We start from the raw sequence: 17,572 nt of genomic DNA, 5'->3' as shown, positions 1-17,572 counted from the left end.
TTCGTGAGACGTAAATTGTTGGTGTTGCTGGAGGCCGGGTTGATCCTGGTCGGCCTGCTGCTGGGGTTCTCGGCCTGGAAGGTGTACTCGGCGCTGGAGCAGCCGCTGCAGGTCGAGCAGGAGCAGTTGCTTGATGTGCCTACCGGAACCACGCCCAACCGCATGTTCTACCGCATGCAGGCCCAGGGTCTGCTTGACGACCCGTTCTGGTTGCGCCTGTACTGGCGCTTTAATATGGCCGGCGTGCCGCTGCACACCGGCGAATACCGCCTGCAGCCCGGCATGAACGTGCGCGACTTGTTCGAAACCTGGCGGCGTGGCGACGTGGTGCAGTACAACCTGACCCTGGTCGAAGGCTGGAATTTCCGCCAGGTACGCGCGGCGCTGGCCAAGCATGAAAAGATCGAGCACACCCTCGATGGCTTGAGCGACGCTGAGGTCATGGACAAGCTCGGCCATCGTGGTGTCTTCCCCGAAGGGCGGTTTTTCCCCGACACCTATCGCTTCGTGCGCGGCATGAGCGATATCGAGTTCCTGCAGCAGGCCTACGCCCGCCTTGATGAGGTGCTGGCCAAGGAGTGGGCGGCACGCCCGGCCGAGCTGCCGTACCGTGACCCGTACCAGGCGTTGATCATGGCCTCGCTGGTCGAAAAGGAAACCGGGGTGCCACAGGAGCGTGCGCAGATTGCCGGGGTGTTCGTGCGGCGCATGCAGTTGGGCATGATGCTGCAAACCGACCCTACCGTGATCTACGGCATGGGCGAGCGTTACAACGGCAAGATCACTCGCGCCGACCTGCGCGAGCCGACCCCGTACAACACCTATGTCATTTCTGGCCTGCCGCCCACGCCGATTGCCATGGTCGGGCGCGAGGCGATTCACGCCGCGCTCAATCCCGCGTCGGGCAGCAGCCTGTACTTCGTCGCGCGTGGCGATGGCAGCCACGTTTTTTCCGACGACCTCGACGGGCACAATTCGGCGGTACGCGAGTATCAGCTCAAGCGCCGTAGCGACTACCGCTCCAGCCCGGCCCCGGCCACTACTCCGCAGACGGCGCCCGATACGCCGCCGCAGGCCGCGCCAGGCGCCTCCGAGCCGGTCGAATCGTCCGGCCCGCTGGAGCCACCGGTCGAGCCCGAAGCACCGGCAGGTTCGACGCCGCCGGGCGCATCGCCAGCCCAACCCTCTGCGCAATGATCAACTGTAAGGACTGCCTGTGACTGGTTTGTTTATCACCCTGGAAGGTCCCGAAGGTGCGGGCAAGAGCACCAATCGCGAGTACCTTGCCGAGCACCTGCGCCGCGCCGGCCTGGACGTGCTGCTGACCCGCGAGCCGGGTGGTACGCCGTTGGCCGAGCGGATCCGCGAGCTGCTGCTGGCACCCAGCGCTGAAGCCATGGCGGCCGATACCGAGTTGCTGCTGGTGTTCGCGGCGCGTGCCCAGCACCTGGCCGAAGTTATCCGTCCGGCGCTGGCCCGTGGCACGATCGTGTTGTGCGACCGCTTCACTGATGCCACCTATGCCTATCAGGGCGGTGGTCGCGGCCTGAGCGTCGAGCGTATCGCCAGCCTTGAGCAGTTCGTTCAGGGCAGCTTGCGCCCGGACCTGACCCTGGTGTTCGACCTGCCGGTCGAAGTCGGCCTGTCCCGCGCGGCGGCCCGCGGCCGGCTGGATCGCTTCGAACAGGAAGGCCAGGCCTTCTTCGAAGCGGTGCGTCAGGCCTACCTGGCCCGCGCCAAGGCCGAACCGAAGCGCTATCGCCTGGTCGATGCGGGACAAAGCCTGGCTCAAGTGCAGCAGTCGCTGGACGGCCTGCTGCCAGAGATTCTGGAGCGTTGCCGTGGCTGAGGCCTACCCCTGGCAGGAGACGCTCTGGCAGCAACTGGCCGGGCGCAGCCAGCATGCGCACGCCTACCTGCTGCATGGCCCGCAGGGTATCGGCAAGCGGGACCTGGCCGAACGGCTGATGGCCTTGCTGTTGTGCCAGCGGCCAGTTGGCCTGCAAGCCTGCGGTGAGTGCAAGTCGTGCCACCTGCTGGCGGCTGGCAGCCATCCGGACAACTACGTGCTGGAGCCGGAAGAGGCCGACAAGCCGATCAAGGTCGATCAGGTGCGCGACCTGGTTTCCTTCGTGGTGCAGACTGCGCAGCTGGGCGGGCGTAAGGTGATTCTCATCGAGCCGGTCGAGGCAATGAACATCAATGCTGCCAACGCCTTGCTGAAAAGCCTGGAGGAGCCTTCGGGCAATACCGTGCTGTTGCTGGTCAGCCACCAGCCAAGCCGTTTGCTGGCGACCATCAAGAGCCGTTGTCAGCAGATCGCCTGCCCGCTACCGAGTCAGGCTCAGAGCCAGGCCTGGCTGGCCAATGCGTTGCCGGACAGCGACGATCAGCAACGTGAGGAATTACTCAGCCTGGCCGCCGGTTCGCCGCTGCTGGCGGTTACCCTGCAAGCCCAGGGCGTGCGCGAGCAGCGTGCGCAGGTGGTCGACGGCGTGAAGAAGTTGCTCAAGCAGCAGCAATCGCCGACCCAACTGGCCGAGTCGTGGAACGCCATCCCGCTGCTGCAACTGTTCGACTGGTTCTGCGATTGGTCGAACCTGGTGCTGCGCTATCAGTTGACCCAGGATGAGCAGGGGCTCGGCCTGGCCGATATGCGCAAGGTGGTGCAGTACCTGGCGCAGAAGAGCCCGCAGGGCAAGGTGCTGGAGATCCAGGACTGGATTCTGGGTCAGCGCCAGAAGGTGCTGGCCAAGGCCAACCTCAATCGCGTGCTGCTGCTGGAGGCGCTGCTGGCCTCGTGGGCGATGCTGCCCGGTCAGCGTTGAGCGCAACGTCTTTCATTTATTTTCAGTGTTGTCGGAACCCATGCTCGTAGATTCCCATTGCCACCTCGACCGTCTTGACCTCGCTGCCCATGGCGGCTCCCTCGATGCTGCGCTGGATGCAGCGCGGGCCAAGGGAGTGGGGCATTTCCTGTGCATCGGTGTCAGCGCCGACAACGCGGCCGGGGTCAAGGCGCTGGCCGAGCAGTATGCCGACGTCGATTGCTCGGTGGGCATCCACCCGCTGGACCTGGCCCCGGGCGAAGCGCCGGCGCTGGACTGGCTGCTGGCCGAATTGAATCACCCGAAAGTGGTGGCGATTGGCGAAACCGGGCTGGACTACCACTACGAGCCGGAAGCGGCCGAGTTGCAGCAGGCGTCGTTCCGTTTGCACCTGGAGGCCTCGCGGATCACCGGCAAGCCGGTGATCGTGCATACCCGTGCGGCGCGCGCCGACACCCTGGCGCTGCTGCGCGAGGCAGCGCTGCCGCAGGCCGGTGTGCTGCACTGCTTTACCGAAGACTGGGAAATGGCCAGGGCGGCGCTGGATCTGGGCTACTACATCTCATTGTCGGGCATTGTTACCTTCCGCAACGCCGACGCCCTGCGCGATGTGGCGCGCCAAGTGCCGGCCGACCGGCTGCTGGTGGAAACCGACTCGCCGTACCTGGCGCCGATCCCGTACCGCGGCAAGCCGAACCTGCCGGAGTACGTGCACGAAGTAGCGCAGTTCGTAGCGATGGTGCGGGGCGAACGCTTCGAGCAACTGGCCGAGCAGACCACGGCGAACTTCAAGCGCCTGTTCCCACTGGCGAGTGTGGCTGGCTAGGCCGCGCTGCGGCCGGCAACCTTGCCCAGATCCCGGGCAAAAAAAACCCGGGTTCTGGGGGGGGAATCCGGGTTAAGACCATTAGGAGTAAAACAAAGACGAGCGGTCCATGGTCGTCTTTATCGGTGCCGCACTTGGGGGGTGTGTCGCACCGACACATTCAAGTATTGGTCAGGATTGCCGCGATTCCACTGCTGGCTGGTCGTTTTTTAAACAGATTTGGAATACGTCGCCGGCTGCTGAGCACTCATCGCTCTGCGATCTGCCGAACCAGCGCCAGGGTTTCGTCGATCACGCGGCGTTCGGTATAGAAGTGCGGCGAAAAGCGTACCCCCGGCCCACGCGGGATGCACACCACGTGCGCTTCCTTCAATTGCTGGTATACGGTCGCGTTATCCAGCCCGTCGATACTGAACGAGACAATCCCGGCACGCCTGGCCGGGTCCTGCGGGCTGTGCAGGCGAACGCCGGGAATCGCCAGTAAGCCCTGGCTCAGCCACTGCACGCGGGTCTCGATTGCAGCTGCCACTTGGCCCATGCCGACTTCCTCCAGTAGCGACAGGCTCGCCTCCAGCGCCACCGCGCCGAGCATGTTCGGGCTGCCGCACTCGAAGCGCCGGGCACTGCGGGCCGGTTCCCAGTCGGTACGGTTGTAGTCACCCATGTGTTCGAGCATGTGCCAGCCGTATTCGCTGAGCTTGAGCTGCGGGCGTAGCGCGGCGCGGCAATAGAACACGCCAAGGCCTTCGGGGCCGAGCATCCACTTGTGCCCGTCGGCCATGGCGAAGTCGCACTGGCAGGCCTGCACATCGAAGGGCAGGGCACCCAGTTGCTGAATCGCGTCGATGCAGAACAGCACATTGCGCTCGCGGCAGCCCTGGCCCAGGCGCGCCAGGTCCAGGCGCAGGCCGCTGGCAAACTGCACGGCGCTGATCGCCATCAGGCGGGTACTCGGCCCGCAGGCAGCGAGCAGGGCGGCTTCCGGGTCGCTGCCCTTGAGGCTGACCTGGCGCACTTCCACGCCCTGCTCGGCGAGTGCTTCCCAGACGATGCGATTGGAAGGGAATTCCTCGTCGCTGATGATGATCTGCTCGCCTGCCTGCCAGTTGAGGCCGAAGGCCACGAAGGAAAGGGCTTCCGAGGTGTTCTTGACCAGCGCGATGTCGTCGCTGGATGGTGCATTGGTCAGGCGCTGCAGGCGTTCACGCAGGCGCTGTTCCATGGCCATCCAGTCAGAATAGTCACGTGCGCCAAGCAAGACGTTCTCTTGGGCAAACCGCGCAACCGCCTCGCTGGCCCGTCTAGGCCAGGGCGCGACGGCTGCGTGGTTCAGATAGCGCAGGTCGCTCGCCTGCTCAAACTCATCATGAAACATAGACATGGTCGGATGATCCGTGCATTTTGGCGCAAGTTAGGCATAATACCGGGCTTCGATTTTGACCCAGTCCTTCTTATGCAGAAAGAACCTCGTAAGGTCCGTGAGTTTCGTCGCCGAGAGCAAGAAATTCTCGATACCGCGCTCAAACTGTTTCTCGAACAGGGTGAAGACAGCGTCACCGTCGAGATGATCGCTGATGCTGTCGGTATCGGCAAAGGCACGATCTACAAGCATTTCAAATCCAAGGCGGAGATCTACCTGCGCCTGATGCTCGACTACGAGCGCGATTTGAACGAACTGCTGCACTCTGCCGACGTCGACCGCGACAAGGAAGCCCTGTCGCGCGCCTATTTCGAATTCCGCATGCGTGACCCGCAGCGCTACCGCCTGTTCGATCGCCTCGAAGAGAAAGTGGTCAAGGGCCATCAGGTGCCGGAAATGGTCGAGGAGTTGCACAAGATCCGTGCTTCCAACTTCGACCGGCTGACCCTGCTGATCAAGGGCCGCATCAGCGAAGGCAAGCTCGAAGACGTGCCGCCGTACTTCCATTACTGCGCAGCCTGGGCGCTGGTGCACGGCGCTGTGGCGCTGTATCACTCGCCGTTCTGGAGTAACGTGCTGGAAGATCAGGAGGGCTTCTTCCAGTTCCTGATGGATATCGGCGTGCGCATGGGCAACAAGCGTAAGCGCGACCCGGAACCCTCCGGTAACTGAGTCGCCGGCGTCGCTCCAGTGCTATGGGGCGACCGCCAGCAGGCATATACTCGGGTAGGAGGCTTGCAAAAACTTGATTTCTGAGTCAAGTTTTGCAGGCCGAATTTTCCATGCCGGAGTGCTTCATGATCGTCGATCAGCAAGGCAGACGTTTTCGCAACTTGCGTGTCAGCCTCACCGCCGCGTGCAACTATGCCTGCACTTACTGCGTGCCGGATGGCAAGCGCCTAGTCGCCGCGCAGGATGAGCTGTCTGCCGAGGCCATGGCCCGCGGTGTGGCCTACCTGATCGAAGCTGCCGGCATCGAGCGCCTGCGCATCACTGGCGGCGAACCGCTGGTCAGCCCCAAGCTCGAAGCGTTTCTCTCGTCTGTTGCCGGCCTCGGCCTGGACGACATCAGCCTGACCACCAATGGTCAACTGCTCGAACGCAAGCTGCCGGTGCTGCAGGCGGCCGGCATCCGGCGGATCAACGTTTCCCTCGATACCCTCGATGCCCAGGCGTTTCGCGGCATTGCCCGTGGCGGTGACTTGCAGGCGGTGCTGACCGGCATGCAACTGGCCAGCGAGGCGGGGATGAAGATCAAGGTCAACATGGTGCCGTTGCGCGGGCAGAACCTCGATCAGGTGCTGCCATTGCTGGAGTATTGCCTGGCGCGTGGTTACGAGCTGCGCTTCATCGAGCTGATGCGCATGGGGCACCTGGCCCGCGACAACAATGCCTTCCTGCAGCAGTTTGTCGGGCTCGACGAGCTGTTGCGGGTGATCGGTGCGCATCACGAGTACTTGCAGGCCGACGCGCCATTCGATGCCACCGCGCTGCGCTACCGCATCCCCGCGCTGGGCTATTTCGGTGTGATCGCCAACGAGAGCGTGCCGTTCTGCCGCACCTGTTCGCGGCTGCGCCTGTCTTCCACGGGCTGGCTGCATGGTTGCTTGTCGTCGAGCAACCGGCATTTCATCGGCGACCTGCTCGACAAGCCACGTCACCAGGCTCTGCCGGCGTTGCAGGGGCTGCTGGTCAAGGCGCTGGGCGACAAGCAGGCGCTGGCGTTTTCCGGCGGCGCCACGGTGATGAAGATCATCGGCGGCTAGGCTGCAAGAAGCTGGCGCAAAACCTGCATCTGCCGGCTGTTCGCCGGTTTTCCGTCGCCGGCCTCTGGAGGAAAGATGCGTAGCCTGGTTCTGCCGCTGGCGCTGTTGGCGCTGGGCGGCTGCATGAATGTCAGCGATATGGGCGAGGGTGCCCGTTACCATTTGAGCGACGCTGGTCTGCTCGACCATAGCGAAACCCGCCGCTCGATGTCGTTGCGCCTGCAACCTGACTCATTCATTTTCATCGGCCAGGGTGCCTTTGTACCGCCGGGTAGCGCTTACCCGCGGCCGAATGTGGTGGCTGAGGAGGCCTTCAAGGGCTTCATCGAGTATTTCCCGCTGGTGCGCCGTGCACGTGGGCCGTTGGGCCTGGAGCAGGCGCTGGAAGAGGCCCGCTCGGTGGGGGCGCATTACCTGCTGTATACCCGCTTCGCCAAGGCTGACGACCGCATCGGCAATGGTGACGAATGGTATGACGAGCAGGCGGTCGATCGCCTGGGCATCGATACTGGCACCATTCAGCTGATGCTTATCGAAACCAGCACCCGCTACTTGATCGACACTACCACCATTCGCAGTCGTGGCGGTTTGCTGACGTTCCATGACAACAAGCCAGCCGATTTGCTTGGGCCACCCCTGGAGGAATACGCTCGCAGTCTGTTGGGTGTGAGTCGCTGAGGAGCGTTGAAGATGGTCGATACCGGTAAGGCCAACGATCTGTTGGCGCAAATCCCCAAGGCGGATAAAGGTCTGCCCCCGGTACACCTGTGGAATCCGGATTTCTGCGGCGATATCGATATGCGTATCGCCCGTGACGGCACCTGGTTCTACCAGGGCACGCCGATCGGCCGTAAGCCGATGGTCAAGCTGTTCTCCACTATCCTTCGTCGCGATGGCGACGATTACTTCCTGATCACTCCGGTGGAAAAGGTCGGGATCAAGGTCGACGACGCGCCGTTCATTGCCGTCAGCCTGGCGGTGGAGGGGCGTGGTGCCGAGCAGCTGTTGCGTTTTACCAGCAATGTCGACGAAGTGGTCGAGGCGGGCGCCGAGCATCCGCTACGTTTTGTGATTGATCCGCTGACGCAGGAGCCGGCGCCCTATGTGCACATGCGCAGCAATCTCGAAGCGCTGATTCATCGCAACGTGTTCTACCAGTTGGTGGAGCTGGCGCAGGACTGCGAAATCGACGGTGAACAATGGCTGGGTGTTTGGAGTGGCGGGGCGTTCTTCCCCATTGGGCGTCAATAGGTTCCGTGTTTTCCGCCAATGTGGCGCGTTGTGCGGAGGTGGCGCACCGCTCGGCCCATCCCTGGCGTTTGCGTGGGGCAGAAACGAAAAAACCTCCAGTGCCTGAGGCAACTGGAGGTTTTTTAGTGTTTGGCTCCGCGACCAGGACTCGAACCTGGGACCCAATGATTAACAGTCATTTGCTCTACCGACTGAGCTATCGCGGAATCTGTGGCGTATCTTACTGATTGCTAAGGGGAAGTCAAGCCTCCCCTGAGCAAAGGTTGCCTTACAGTACTTCGATGATCGCGTCGGTGACGATGCCAATGTTGCGCTGGTTCAACGACGCGACGCAGATCCGGCCGGTATCCAGCGCGTAGATCGCGAACTCATTCTTCAGGCGAGCGACCTGTTCAACGGTCAGGCCCGAGTAGGAGAACATGCCGCGCTGACGGCCGACGAAGCTGAAGTCATGGCCTTTGGCGGCCAGCAGCTCGACCATCTGGTTGCGCATGCCGCGGATACGCTGGCGCATTTCGCCCAGCTCGGCTTCCCACATGGCGCGCAGTTCTTCGCTGTTGAGTACGGCGGCAACGATGCTGGCGCCGTGGGTTGGCGGGTTGGAGTAGTTGGTACGGATGACGCGCTTGACCTGCGACAGTACGCGGGCGCTCTCTTCCTTGGACTCGGTGACGATCGACAGGGCGCCGACACGCTCGCCGTACAGCGAGAAGGATTTCGAGAACGAGCTGGAAACGAAGAAGTTCAGCCCCGATTCGGCGAACAGGCGCACGGCGCCAGCGTCTTCGGCAATGCCGTCGCCGAAGCCCTGGTAGGCCATGTCCAGGAATGGAATGTGGCCTTTAGCCTTGATCACATCGAGAACGTTGTTCCAGTCCGCGGGGCTGAGGTCGACGCCGGTCGGGTTGTGGCAGCAGGCGTGCAGGACGATGATCGAACCGGACGGCAGGGCATTGAGGTCTTCAAGCATGCCGGTGCGGTTGACGTCGTGGCTGGCCGCGTCGTAGTAGCGGTAGTTCTGTACCGGGAACCCGGCCGTTTCGAACAGCGCGCGGTGGTTTTCCCAGCTCGGGTCGCTGATTGCAACGACAGCGTTTGGCGACAGCTGCTTGAGGAAGTCTGCACCGATCTTCAGCGCGCCGGTACCGCCGACGGCCTGGGTGGTGATCACGCGGCCAGCGGCCAGCAGAGGGGACTCGGCGCCGAACAGCAGCTTCTGCACCGCCTGGTCGTAAGCCACGATGCCGTCGATCGGCAGGTAGCCACGGGAGGCGTGCTGGGCTGCACGTTGGGTTTCGGCTTCGATGACCGCACGCAGCAGTGGAATACGCCCTTCTTCGTTGCAGTACACGCCCACGCCCAGGTTCACCTTGTGGGTGCGGGTGTCGGCATTGAATGCTTCGTTGAGGCCCAGAATGGGATCGCGTGGTGCCAGCTCGACAGCGGAAAACAGGCTCATTATTACCTTGGCTCTGAATGGAGAGTGATAGGGGTCGCACGCTCCAGTCGGATGCACTAGAGCGGTGCACAAACGGGGAGTCAGTATAGTGATACCCGTCGGTCACGGCGACAGTCTGTCGCAGCTTTTCCTGCTGTTTGGCCGAATATTTTTCGACCGTTAGTCGTTTCTCCCGGTCAACCGTGGGAAATGTCCGGCAATTACGCTTGAAACTGGCGCGTGGCGCCCTAAATTGGGTATAAATACTGTCTATAAATACAGTTGCCTGTTTCCGCACACCTCAGAGGTTCGTCATGTCCGAGTTTCAGCTCGTCACGCGTTTCCAGCCGGCCGGCGACCAGCCCGAGGCCATCCGCTTGATGGTCGAAGGTATCGAGGCCGGCCTCGCGCATCAGACCCTGCTCGGCGTGACCGGTTCGGGCAAGACCTTCAGCATCGCCAACGTCATTGCCCAGGTGCAGCGCCCGACCTTGGTGCTGGCGCCGAACAAGACCCTTGCGGCCCAGTTGTATGGCGAGTTCAAGGCGTTTTTCCCGAACAACGCGGTGGAGTATTTCGTCTCCTACTACGATTACTACCAGCCCGAAGCCTATGTGCCATCCTCGGACACCTTCATCGAGAAGGATGCTTCGATCAACGACCATATCGAGCAGATGCGCCTGTCGGCGACCAAGGCCCTGCTGGAACGCCGCGATGCGATCATCGTCACCACGGTGTCGTGCATCTATGGCCTGGGTAGCCCGGAAACCTACCTGAAGATGGTGTTGCACGTGGACCGTGGCGACAAGCTCGACCAGCGCGCCTTGCTGCGCCGCCTGGCCGACCTGCAATACACCCGCAACGAGATGGACTTTGCCCGCGCCACCTTCCGCGTGCGTGGTGATGTGATCGACGTGTTCCCGGCCGAATCGGACCTGGAGGCGATCCGCATCGAGTTGTTCGACGACGAGGTGGAGAACATTGCCGCCTTCGACCCACTCACCGGCGAAGTGATCCGCAAGCTGCCGCGCTTCACCTTCTACCCTAAGAGCCACTACGTCACCCCGCGCGAGACGCTGCTGGAGGCGGTGGAGGGGATCAAGGTCGAGTTGCAGGAACGGCTCGAATACCTGCACAAGGCCAATAAGCTGGTGGAAGCGCAGCGGCTTGAGCAGCGCACTCGCTTCGACCTGGAGATGATCCTCGAACTGGGTTACTGCAACGGTATCGAGAACTACTCGCGCTACCTCTCCGGGCGGCCGGCTGGCGCGGCGCCGCCGACCCTGTACGACTACCTGCCGGCCGATGCCCTGCTGGTGATCGATGAATCCCACGTCAGCGTTCCGCAGGTCGGGGCGATGTACAAGGGCGACCGTTCGCGCAAGGAGACCCTGGTGGAATACGGTTTCCGCCTGCCGTCGGCGTTGGACAACCGGCCGATGCGCTTCGACGAGTGGGAAGAGGTCAGCCCGCAGACCATTTTCGTTTCGGCGACGCCGGGGGCGTACGAGGCCGACCATGCTGGACGGGTGGTCGAGCAGGTGGTGCGGCCGACCGGCCTGGTTGACCCGCAGGTCGAAGTGCGTCCGGCGACTACCCAGGTCGACGATCTGCTCTCGGAAATCCACAAGCGCGTAGCGGTGGAGGAGCGGGTGCTGGTCACCACGCTGACCAAGCGCATGGCCGAGGACCTCACCGACTACCTGGCCGACCACGATGTGCGCGTGCGCTACCTGCACTCGGATATCGACACGGTGGAGCGGGTCGAGATCATCCGCGACCTGCGCCTGGGCACCTTCGATGTGTTGGTGGGGATCAACCTGCTGCGTGAGGGGCTGGACATGCCGGAGGTATCGCTGGTGGCGATCCTCGATGCCGACAAGGAAGGGTTCCTGCGCTCGGAGCGGTCGTTGATCCAGACCATCGGTCGGGCGGCGCGTAACCTCAATGGCCGGGCGATCTTGTATGCCGACCGGATGACCGGTTCGATGGAGCGGGCGATCGGCGAGACCGAGCGGCGGCGCGACAAGCAGATCGCCTTCAACGAAGCCAATGGCATCGTGCCCAAGGGCGTGGTCAAGGACATCACCGACATCATGGAAGGCGCCAACGTGCCGGGCTCGCGCAGCAAGAAGCGCAAGGGCATGGCCAAGGCGGCCGAAGAGAGCGCGCGCTACGAGGCCGAACTGCGTTCGCCGGGGGAGATTGCCAAGCGCATCAAGCAGCTGGAAGAGAAGATGTACCAGCTCGCGCGGGACCTGGAGTTCGAGGCGGCGGCGCAGTTGCGCGACGAGATTACCCAGTTGCGCGAGCGCTTGATCACCGTGTGAGGGCCTCATCGCCGGCAATCAGTGCGCCTCACCCGCCTTAACCCCCTGCGGCAGCTTGCGCGTCAGCAACACCGCGAGCATGCTGATCGCCAGGCCGATGCCGACAAAATGGAAGGCATCGTTGTAGGCCATGATCATCGCTTGCTGATGGGTGATTTCGCTCAGCTTGCCCAGCGCCGCGGCCTCGCTGCCGAGCTTCTCGGTCAGCAGCGCCAAGCGCTCTGCCACCTGTGGGTTGGTCGGCACGATCGCCTCGCGCAAATAGTCGAAATACACCTTGGTCCGCGCATCCAGCAGCGTCGCCAGCAAGGCAATGCCGATGGCCCCGCCCAGGTTCCTGAGAATGTTGAACAGGCTCGACGCCGAGCCGGCATCCTGTGGCTGAATGTACGCCGTGGCGATCAGCGAGATGGTCACCATGATCATCGGCTGGCCCAGTGCGCGAATGATCTGGATATGGTTGAACTGGGTACCGGCAAAGTCCGGGTTGAGCACTCCCGAGCTGAAACTGGCCAGGCCGAACAGGCCAAACCCGAGTGTGCAGAGAATCTTTGGCGAGATTACCTTCATCAGTTGCGGCACCAGCGGTATCAGGAACAGCTGCGGAATCCCCATCCACATGATCACTTCGCCGATCTGTAGCGCGTTGTAGTTCTGGATCTGCGCCAGGTACAGCGGCAATAGATAGATCGAGCCATACAGCCCGACCCCCATTCCCAGGCTGGCGATGCTCGACAGGCCGAAGTTGCGGTTCTGCAGGATGCGCAGGTTGATCAGCGGGTTCGGCTTGGAGAACTGTACGATCACGAAGGTGATCAGGCTGAGCAGGGCGATACTGCCCAGGCTCACGATCAGCCCGGATTCCAGCCAGTCCTTGCGGTGGCCTTCCTCAAGAAACACCTGCAAGCAGCCCAGGCCCACGCCAAGGCTGACGATTCCGGCGTAGTCGGTGCGCTTGAGCAGTTCCCAGTGCGCTGCCTTCTTCTCCAGGCCATACATCAAGCCGGCGATCATGATCAGGCCAGGCGGAACGTTGATGTAGAAGATGTACTCCCAGCCCCAGTTCTCAGTCAGCCAGCCGCCCAGGGTCGGGCCGATCGACGGGGCGAAGGTGGCGGTCATGGCGAACATGGCCATGCCTTTGGCGCGGTGGTGCTCCGGCAGCTTGATCAGGGTCAGGGTGAACGCCAGCGGAATCAGTGCGCCACCGGTGAAACCCTGCATCGCCCGGAACACGATCATGCTTTCCAGGTTCCAGGCCATCGAACACAGCAGCGAGGAGGCCAGAAAGCCCAGCGATACCCACACTGCCAGGCGCCGCGCCGAGAGCAACTGCACCAGCCAGGCGGTCAGCGGGATCATGATGATCTCGGCAACCAGGTACGAGGTGGAGATCCATGAGCCTTCTTCCAGGGTCGCCGACAGCGCGCCCTGGATGTCCTTGAGCGACGAGTTGGTGATCTGGATGTCGAGCACGGCCATGAACGCGCCAAGCATCACACTCATCACTGCGATCCAGTCGCGCCGGCTCGGTTCGCCGGCGGGACGGATCAGCGGGTCACCGGCCATTGTCGCGGATATCGACGGTCGCGGTCACCGACATGCCTGGGCGAATCTTGCCGTGCAGCGGGTTGTCGGCGGCAAATGTCAGTTTGACCGGAATGCGCTGCACCACCTTGGTGAAGTTGCCGGTGGCGTTGTCCGGTGGTAGCAGGCTGAACTGCGCGCCGGAAGCGGCGAACAAGCTGTCGACGCGGCCTTCGATCGGGGTGTCGGGGTAGCTGTCGAACCGCAGCTCGGCTTTCTGCCCCGGCTGCATCTTGCCGATTTGGGTCTCCTTGAAGTTGGCCTGCACCCAGATGTCCTGGTCGGGAACGATCGACAGCAGGTAAGCGCCGGCCTGCACATATTGCCCGGTGCGTGCAGCGCGCTGGCCGATCATGCCGCTGATCGGCGCGCGAATCTCGCTGCGCGCCAGGTTCAGCTCGGCCTGGGCCAGGTCGGTGCGGGCGGTGGCGATCTGGGCGTCGAGGCGCTTGATGTCGGCGCTGAGGGCATTGACCTGCTGGCGCTGACCCTGCAGGTCGGCCTGGGCCTTGCTGACCTGGGAGCGGGCGACGTGGCTTTCGGCGGAGAGGGTGGTCACCCGCTCTTCGGAAACGAAGCCGGGCTTGCGCAGCGCCTGGGCGCGGTTCAGGTCGAGCTGGGTGCGGCCGAGGGTCGCCTGGTTGGCCGACACCTGGGCCTGGCCGGCAGCGATCAGGCTGGCCTGCTGGGTGAGCCGACTTTCGGCCTGCATGCGCTCAGCTGCGCGGGTCTCCAGGGCGGCGCGGGCGCGCTCGACGGCGAACTGGAAGTCGTTACCTTCAAGGCGTACCAGCAGGTCGCCCTTGGCGACGTGCTGATTGTCCTCGACCAGCACCTGCTCGATGCGCGCGCCGAGCTGGCTCGACAGTCGAGTGATTTCGCCCTGTACATAGGCGTTGTCGGTACTCTCGTAGAAGCGTCCCTTGAAGTACCACTGCGCCAGAAAGGCCAGGGCGATCAAGACGACCAGGGTCAGAAAAATCAGCAGGCGACGCTTGAGTTGGGCAGGCATGAGGACGATCGTTCTAAAAATGTAAGCAAATTTAACAAGTTTTGGATCCGCTGGCACAAGTGACGATCGCGCCCATTACTGGAGCCGGGCACCTTCACCCTGTTAACATCCAGCCTTTGTTTCATCTCTTGTTCGAGACTCCCATGACCACCGTTCGCACGCGCATCGCGCCTTCGCCTACTGGCGATCCCCATGTCGGCACCGCCTACATCGCCCTGTTCAACTACTGCTTCGCCAAGCAGCACGGTGGCGAATTCATCCTGCGTATCGAAGACACCGACCAGTTGCGTTCGACCCGCGAATCCGAACAGCAGATCTTCGACGCCCTGCGCTGGCTGGGTATCGAGTGGAGCGAAGGCCCGGATGTTGGTGGCCCGCACGGTCCGTACCGGCAGAGCGAACGTGGTGAGATCTACAAACAGTACGCTCAGCAACTGGTCGACCTCGGTCATGCCTTCCCGTGCTTCTGTACCGCCGAAGAGCTGGATCAGATGCGTGCCGAGCAGATCGCGCGGGGTGAAACCCCGCGTTACGATGGCCGTGCCCTGTTGCTCTCGCCTGAAGAAGTGGCGCGCCGCCTGGCCGCTGGCGAGCCGCATGTGATCCGCATGAAGGTGCCGAGCGAAGGCATCTGCGTGGTGCCTGATCTGTTGCGTGGCGATGTCGAGATCCCCTGGGATCGCATGGACATGCAGGTGCTGATGAAGACCGACGGCCTGCCGACGTACTTCCTGGCCAACGTGGTCGACGACCACCTGATGGGCATCACCCACGTTCTGCGCGGTGAAGAGTGGCTGCCGTCGGCACCCAAGCTGATCAAGCTGTACGAATACTTCGGCTGGGAACAGCCACAGCTGTGCTACATGCCGCTGCTACGCAACCCGGACAAGAGCAAGCTGTCCAAGCGCAAGAACCCGACCTCGGTTACCTTCTACGAGCGCATGGGCTTCATGCCGGAAGCGATGCTCAACTACCTGGGCCGCATGGGCTGGTCGATGCCGGACGAGCGCGAAAAATTCTCCCTGAGCGAAATGGTCGAGCACTTCGATCTGTCCCGCGTCTCGCTGGGCGGGCCGATTTTCGATATCGAGAAGCTGTCCTGGTTGAACGGCCAGTGGTTGCGCGACCTGCCGGTGCAGGAGTTTGCCGCGCGCGTGCAGCAGTGGGCGTTCAACAGCGACTACATGATGAAGATCGCCCCGCATGTGCAGGGTCGCGTCGAAACCTTCAGCCAGATTGCGCCGCTGGGCGGGTTCTTCTTCGAAGGCGGGCTGAAGCTGGACGCCAAGCTGTTCGAAAGCAAGAAGCTCTCCGGCGACCAGGTGCGTCAGGTGATGCAATTGATCCTGTGGAAACTGGAAAGCCTGCGTCAGTGGGAAAAAGAGCGGATCACCGCGACCATTCAGGCCGTCGTCGAGGCACTGGAACTGAAGCTGCGTGATGCCATGCCGCTGATGTTTGCCGCGATCACTGGCCAGGCCAGCTCGGTCTCGGTGCTCGATGCGATGGAAATCCTCGGTCCGGACCTGACCCGCTTCCGTCTGCGCCAGGCGCTGGACCTGCTGGGTGGCGTGTCGAAGAAGGAAAACAAGGAGTGGGAAAAGCTCTTGGGCACGATTGCCTGACACTCGCTTGAGCAACTGATCGCCGGCAATGCCGGCTCCAGCAGGGCAGGGCGTACCATTGCCCTGTGTCGGAGTCGGCCTTGGCGGCGATGCTTTATCGGGCGCGCGGCCCAGCAAAATCGGGCTTTTTCCCGTCAGAGACAGGTAAGTGTTTGTTATCTCGGAAAAAAATTTTGAATTTTGTTGAAAATATATTTGACAGGTTCGCCATCCGATCTTAATATGCGCCCCGTCCACAGCGATGAACGAAACGAAGCGCGAAGCACCCAGCCAAGCGATTCAGTTCAAAGCGACATTGTGGGGCTATAGCTCAGCTGGGAGAGCGCCTGCATGGCATGCAGGAGGTCAGCGGTTCGATCCCGCTTAGCTCCACCAATTTCCAGGTTTGCAGTCGGTAATATTGACTGCAAGCAGATCAGGCAAGCAGCCTGGTCAATTGGTAGAAGGGTTGCGTCCCCTTCGTCTAGTGGCCTAGGACACCGCCCTTTCACGGCGGTAACAGGGGTTCGAGTCCCCTAGGGGACGCCAGTTTTATACATGCGATGTCGAAAGAGGTCGCAGCGTCGCGAGACGAAAAATCTGGGGCTATAGCTCAGCTGGGAGAGCGCCTGCATGGCATGCAGGAGGTCAGCGGTTCGATCCCGCTTAGCTCCACCAATTTTGCCAGGGTTCGTGAAAACGGATCTCTACGAAGGTTACAAGTCCCCTTCGTCTAGTGGCCTAGGACACCGCCCTTTCACGGCGGTAACAGGGGTTCGAGTCCCCTAGGGGACGCCATTTTATCCGCTCTGCGGAATTTCAAGGCTCATTCGATTATTGAATGAGCCTTTTGTTTTTTCCCGCCAAAAAGTTTTTCCCTTGCCGCGACCAGTGGCAGGGGAAAGTGCTTGCGAATAAATATTACGCTGATAATATTGCGATCATAATATTTGGAGGCGAGCGATGAACGACAAGAAGGCCCGAACCCGCGAACGCATTCTTGATGCCGCGCGTAGTGCGCTGATTCTGCACGGCCCCGCCGAGCCCAGCGTTGGCCAGGTAATGGGCGCTGCTGGGCTCACCGTCGGTGGGTTCTACGCGCATTTCGAGAGCAAGGACGCGCTGATGCTCGAAGCCTTCAGCCAGTTGCTGTGCGAGCGTCGTGCCCTGCTGCGGGAAGTCGATCCTGCGCTCAATGGCGAAGCGCGGCGGGCGCTGGTGGCGGCCTTCTACCTGTCGCGCAAGCACCGCGACGCCACCGAGCACGCCTGCCCGCTGCCGACCTCGCTGAGCGAGATGAGCCGCTTGCCTGACGACTTCCGCCAGGTGCTGGCCGAGCATATCGAATTGATGACGGCCGAGCTGGCCGACAGCCCCGAAGACGCCGACAAGGTGCTCGCCGACCTTGCCCTGATGGTGGGTGGCCTGGCCCTGGCGCGGGCCCTTGGCAGCGACGAACTTTCCGACCGTGTGTTACGTGCCGCCAAGTCGGCGGTGATCTGATCGAGCC

Annotated in this window: 15 protein-coding genes and 5 tRNA genes; 15 read left to right on the top strand and 5 right to left on the bottom strand. The window is 62.3% G+C overall.

The features are described 5' to 3' along the window. Window positions 1-3 precede the first annotated feature (3 nt). Genes mltG through DCO48_RS00140 form a run of 4 tightly spaced genes read left to right on the top strand, consistent with a single transcriptional unit; the run spans window position 4 to window position 3,654 of the window. A complete protein-coding gene (gene mltG, locus DCO48_RS00155; RefSeq protein WP_116548616.1) occupies window positions 4-1,197 on the top strand; it encodes an endolytic transglycosylase MltG in 1,194 nt (397 codons plus the stop codon). A 19-nt stretch (window positions 1,198-1,216) separates the two neighbouring features. Further along, on the top strand, window positions 1,217-1,849 hold the full coding sequence (gene tmk / locus DCO48_RS00150) for a dTMP kinase (RefSeq protein WP_116548615.1): 633 nt from the start codon (window positions 1,217-1,219) through the stop codon (window positions 1,847-1,849). Further along, window positions 1,842-2,828: a DNA polymerase III subunit delta' gene (locus DCO48_RS00145; RefSeq protein ID WP_116548614.1), complete on the top strand. Its 987-nt coding sequence runs from the start codon at window positions 1,842-1,844 to the stop codon at window positions 2,826-2,828. The genes tmk and DCO48_RS00145 overlap by 8 nt, the downstream gene beginning before the upstream one ends. Window positions 2,829-2,868: 40 nt before the next feature. Continuing rightward, on the top strand, window positions 2,869-3,654 hold the full coding sequence (locus DCO48_RS00140; protein WP_116548613.1) for a TatD family hydrolase: 786 nt from the start codon (window positions 2,869-2,871) through the stop codon (window positions 3,652-3,654). Window positions 3,655-3,901: 247 nt separating this feature from the next. Here the strand turns inward: DCO48_RS00140 and DCO48_RS00135 are convergent, their stop codons facing one another. Further along, window positions 3,902-5,035 (bottom strand): aminotransferase class V-fold PLP-dependent enzyme, encoded by a 1,134-nt coding sequence (locus DCO48_RS00135; protein WP_116548612.1) that lies wholly within the window; start codon window positions 5,033-5,035, stop codon window positions 3,902-3,904. Window positions 5,036-5,107: 72 nt separating this feature from the next. Between DCO48_RS00135 and DCO48_RS00130 the strand changes: the two genes are divergently transcribed. The 4 genes from DCO48_RS00130 to DCO48_RS00115 all read left to right on the top strand — a co-directional run bounded on the left by DCO48_RS00130 (window position 5,108) and on the right by DCO48_RS00115 (window position 8,091). Continuing rightward, window positions 5,108-5,746 carry a TetR/AcrR family transcriptional regulator gene (locus tag DCO48_RS00130; RefSeq protein WP_116548611.1) on the top strand — a complete coding sequence of 213 codons (639 nt, stop codon included), beginning with the start codon at window positions 5,108-5,110 and terminating at the stop codon, window positions 5,744-5,746. 125 nt (window positions 5,747-5,871) lie between these two features. Beyond that, window positions 5,872-6,840 (top strand): GTP 3',8-cyclase MoaA, encoded by a 969-nt coding sequence (locus tag DCO48_RS00125; RefSeq protein WP_116548610.1) that lies wholly within the window; start codon window positions 5,872-5,874, stop codon window positions 6,838-6,840. Window positions 6,841-6,915: 75 nt separating this feature from the next. Then, entirely contained in the window at window positions 6,916-7,518 is a 603-nt protein-coding gene (locus DCO48_RS00120) for a DUF4823 domain-containing protein (RefSeq protein WP_116548609.1), read from the top strand. Between the two features lie 12 nt (window positions 7,519-7,530). Beyond that, window positions 7,531-8,091: a DUF1285 domain-containing protein gene (locus DCO48_RS00115; protein WP_116548608.1), complete on the top strand. Its 561-nt coding sequence runs from the start codon at window positions 7,531-7,533 to the stop codon at window positions 8,089-8,091. Between the two features lie 130 nt (window positions 8,092-8,221). Here DCO48_RS00115 and DCO48_RS00110 read toward each other — a convergent pair. Beyond that, window positions 8,222-8,297 (bottom strand) — tRNA-Asn (locus DCO48_RS00110). Between the two features lie 62 nt (window positions 8,298-8,359). Further along, a complete protein-coding gene (locus tag DCO48_RS00105) occupies window positions 8,360-9,550 on the bottom strand; it encodes an amino acid aminotransferase (RefSeq protein WP_116548607.1) in 1,191 nt (396 codons plus the stop codon). A gap of 293 nt (window positions 9,551-9,843) precedes the next feature. On the opposite strand from DCO48_RS00105, the gene uvrB reads away from it, so the two are divergent. Continuing rightward, window positions 9,844-11,859, top strand: coding sequence for an excinuclease ABC subunit UvrB (gene uvrB, locus DCO48_RS00100; RefSeq protein ID WP_116548606.1), 2,016 nt, complete (start codon window positions 9,844-9,846; stop codon window positions 11,857-11,859). 18 nt (window positions 11,860-11,877) lie between these two features. Here the strand turns inward: uvrB and DCO48_RS00095 are convergent, their stop codons facing one another. Both DCO48_RS00095 and DCO48_RS00090 read right to left on the bottom strand, forming a co-directional pair. Further along, window positions 11,878-13,368: a DHA2 family efflux MFS transporter permease subunit gene (locus tag DCO48_RS00095; protein WP_177410585.1), complete on the bottom strand. Its 1,491-nt coding sequence runs from the start codon at window positions 13,366-13,368 to the stop codon at window positions 11,878-11,880. A gap of 49 nt (window positions 13,369-13,417) precedes the next feature. Further along, window positions 13,418-14,458, bottom strand: coding sequence for an HlyD family secretion protein (locus tag DCO48_RS00090; protein ID WP_116548604.1), 1,041 nt, complete (start codon window positions 14,456-14,458; stop codon window positions 13,418-13,420). 143 nt (window positions 14,459-14,601) lie between these two features. On the opposite strand from DCO48_RS00090, the gene gltX reads away from it, so the two are divergent. The 6 genes from gltX (at window position 14,602) to DCO48_RS00060 (ending at window position 17,565) form a co-directional block, all read left to right on the top strand. Then, window positions 14,602-16,083: a glutamate--tRNA ligase gene (gltX, locus tag DCO48_RS00085; RefSeq protein ID WP_116548603.1), complete on the top strand. Its 1,482-nt coding sequence runs from the start codon at window positions 14,602-14,604 to the stop codon at window positions 16,081-16,083. 299 nt (window positions 16,084-16,382) lie between these two features. Then, window positions 16,383-16,458, top strand: a tRNA-Ala gene (locus DCO48_RS00080). Window positions 16,459-16,535: 77 nt separating this feature from the next. Then, window positions 16,536-16,611: transfer RNA gene (locus DCO48_RS00075), tRNA-Glu, on the top strand. 53 nt (window positions 16,612-16,664) lie between these two features. Then, window positions 16,665-16,740, top strand: a tRNA-Ala gene (locus tag DCO48_RS00070). 44 nt (window positions 16,741-16,784) lie between these two features. Next, window positions 16,785-16,860: transfer RNA gene (locus DCO48_RS00065), tRNA-Glu, on the top strand. Between the two features lie 165 nt (window positions 16,861-17,025). Then, the gene (locus tag DCO48_RS00060; protein ID WP_116548602.1) at window positions 17,026-17,565 is read left to right on the top strand and encodes a TetR/AcrR family transcriptional regulator; all 540 of its coding nucleotides are present in this window, start codon (window positions 17,026-17,028) and stop codon (window positions 17,563-17,565) included. Window positions 17,566-17,572 lie beyond the last annotated feature (7 nt).

This window comes from Pseudomonas sp. SDI (assembly GCF_003105155.1).
Lineage (GTDB): Bacteria > Pseudomonadota > Gammaproteobacteria > Pseudomonadales > Pseudomonadaceae > Aquipseudomonas.
The sequence above is the reverse complement of the archived record's forward strand: the minus strand, read 5'-3'. Positions and strand labels throughout refer to the sequence as shown.

Excerpts from the sequence above, each read along its gene's own strand:
- uvrB (WP_116548606.1), top strand. The coding sequence starts at position 9,844 with ATGTCCGAGTTTCAGCTCGTCACGCGTTTCCAGCCGGCCGGCGACCAG.
- DCO48_RS00090 (WP_116548604.1), bottom strand. The coding sequence starts at position 14,458 with ATGCCTGCCCAACTCAAGCGTCGCCTGCTGATTTTTCTGACCCTGGTC.
- DCO48_RS00060 (WP_116548602.1), top strand. The coding sequence starts at position 17,026 with ATGAACGACAAGAAGGCCCGAACCCGCGAACGCATTCTTGATGCCGCG.
- DCO48_RS00115 (WP_116548608.1), top strand. The coding sequence starts at position 7,531 with ATGGTCGATACCGGTAAGGCCAACGATCTGTTGGCGCAAATCCCCAAG.
- DCO48_RS00130 (WP_116548611.1), top strand. The coding sequence starts at position 5,108 with ATGCAGAAAGAACCTCGTAAGGTCCGTGAGTTTCGTCGCCGAGAGCAA.
- DCO48_RS00135 (WP_116548612.1), bottom strand. The coding sequence starts at position 5,035 with ATGTCTATGTTTCATGATGAGTTTGAGCAGGCGAGCGACCTGCGCTAT.
- DCO48_RS00125 (WP_116548610.1), top strand. The coding sequence starts at position 5,872 with ATGATCGTCGATCAGCAAGGCAGACGTTTTCGCAACTTGCGTGTCAGC.
- gltX (WP_116548603.1), top strand. The coding sequence starts at position 14,602 with ATGACCACCGTTCGCACGCGCATCGCGCCTTCGCCTACTGGCGATCCC.
- DCO48_RS00140 (WP_116548613.1), top strand. The coding sequence starts at position 2,869 with ATGCTCGTAGATTCCCATTGCCACCTCGACCGTCTTGACCTCGCTGCC.
- DCO48_RS00105 (WP_116548607.1), bottom strand. The coding sequence starts at position 9,550 with ATGAGCCTGTTTTCCGCTGTCGAGCTGGCACCACGCGATCCCATTCTG.
- DCO48_RS00120 (WP_116548609.1), top strand. The coding sequence starts at position 6,916 with ATGCGTAGCCTGGTTCTGCCGCTGGCGCTGTTGGCGCTGGGCGGCTGC.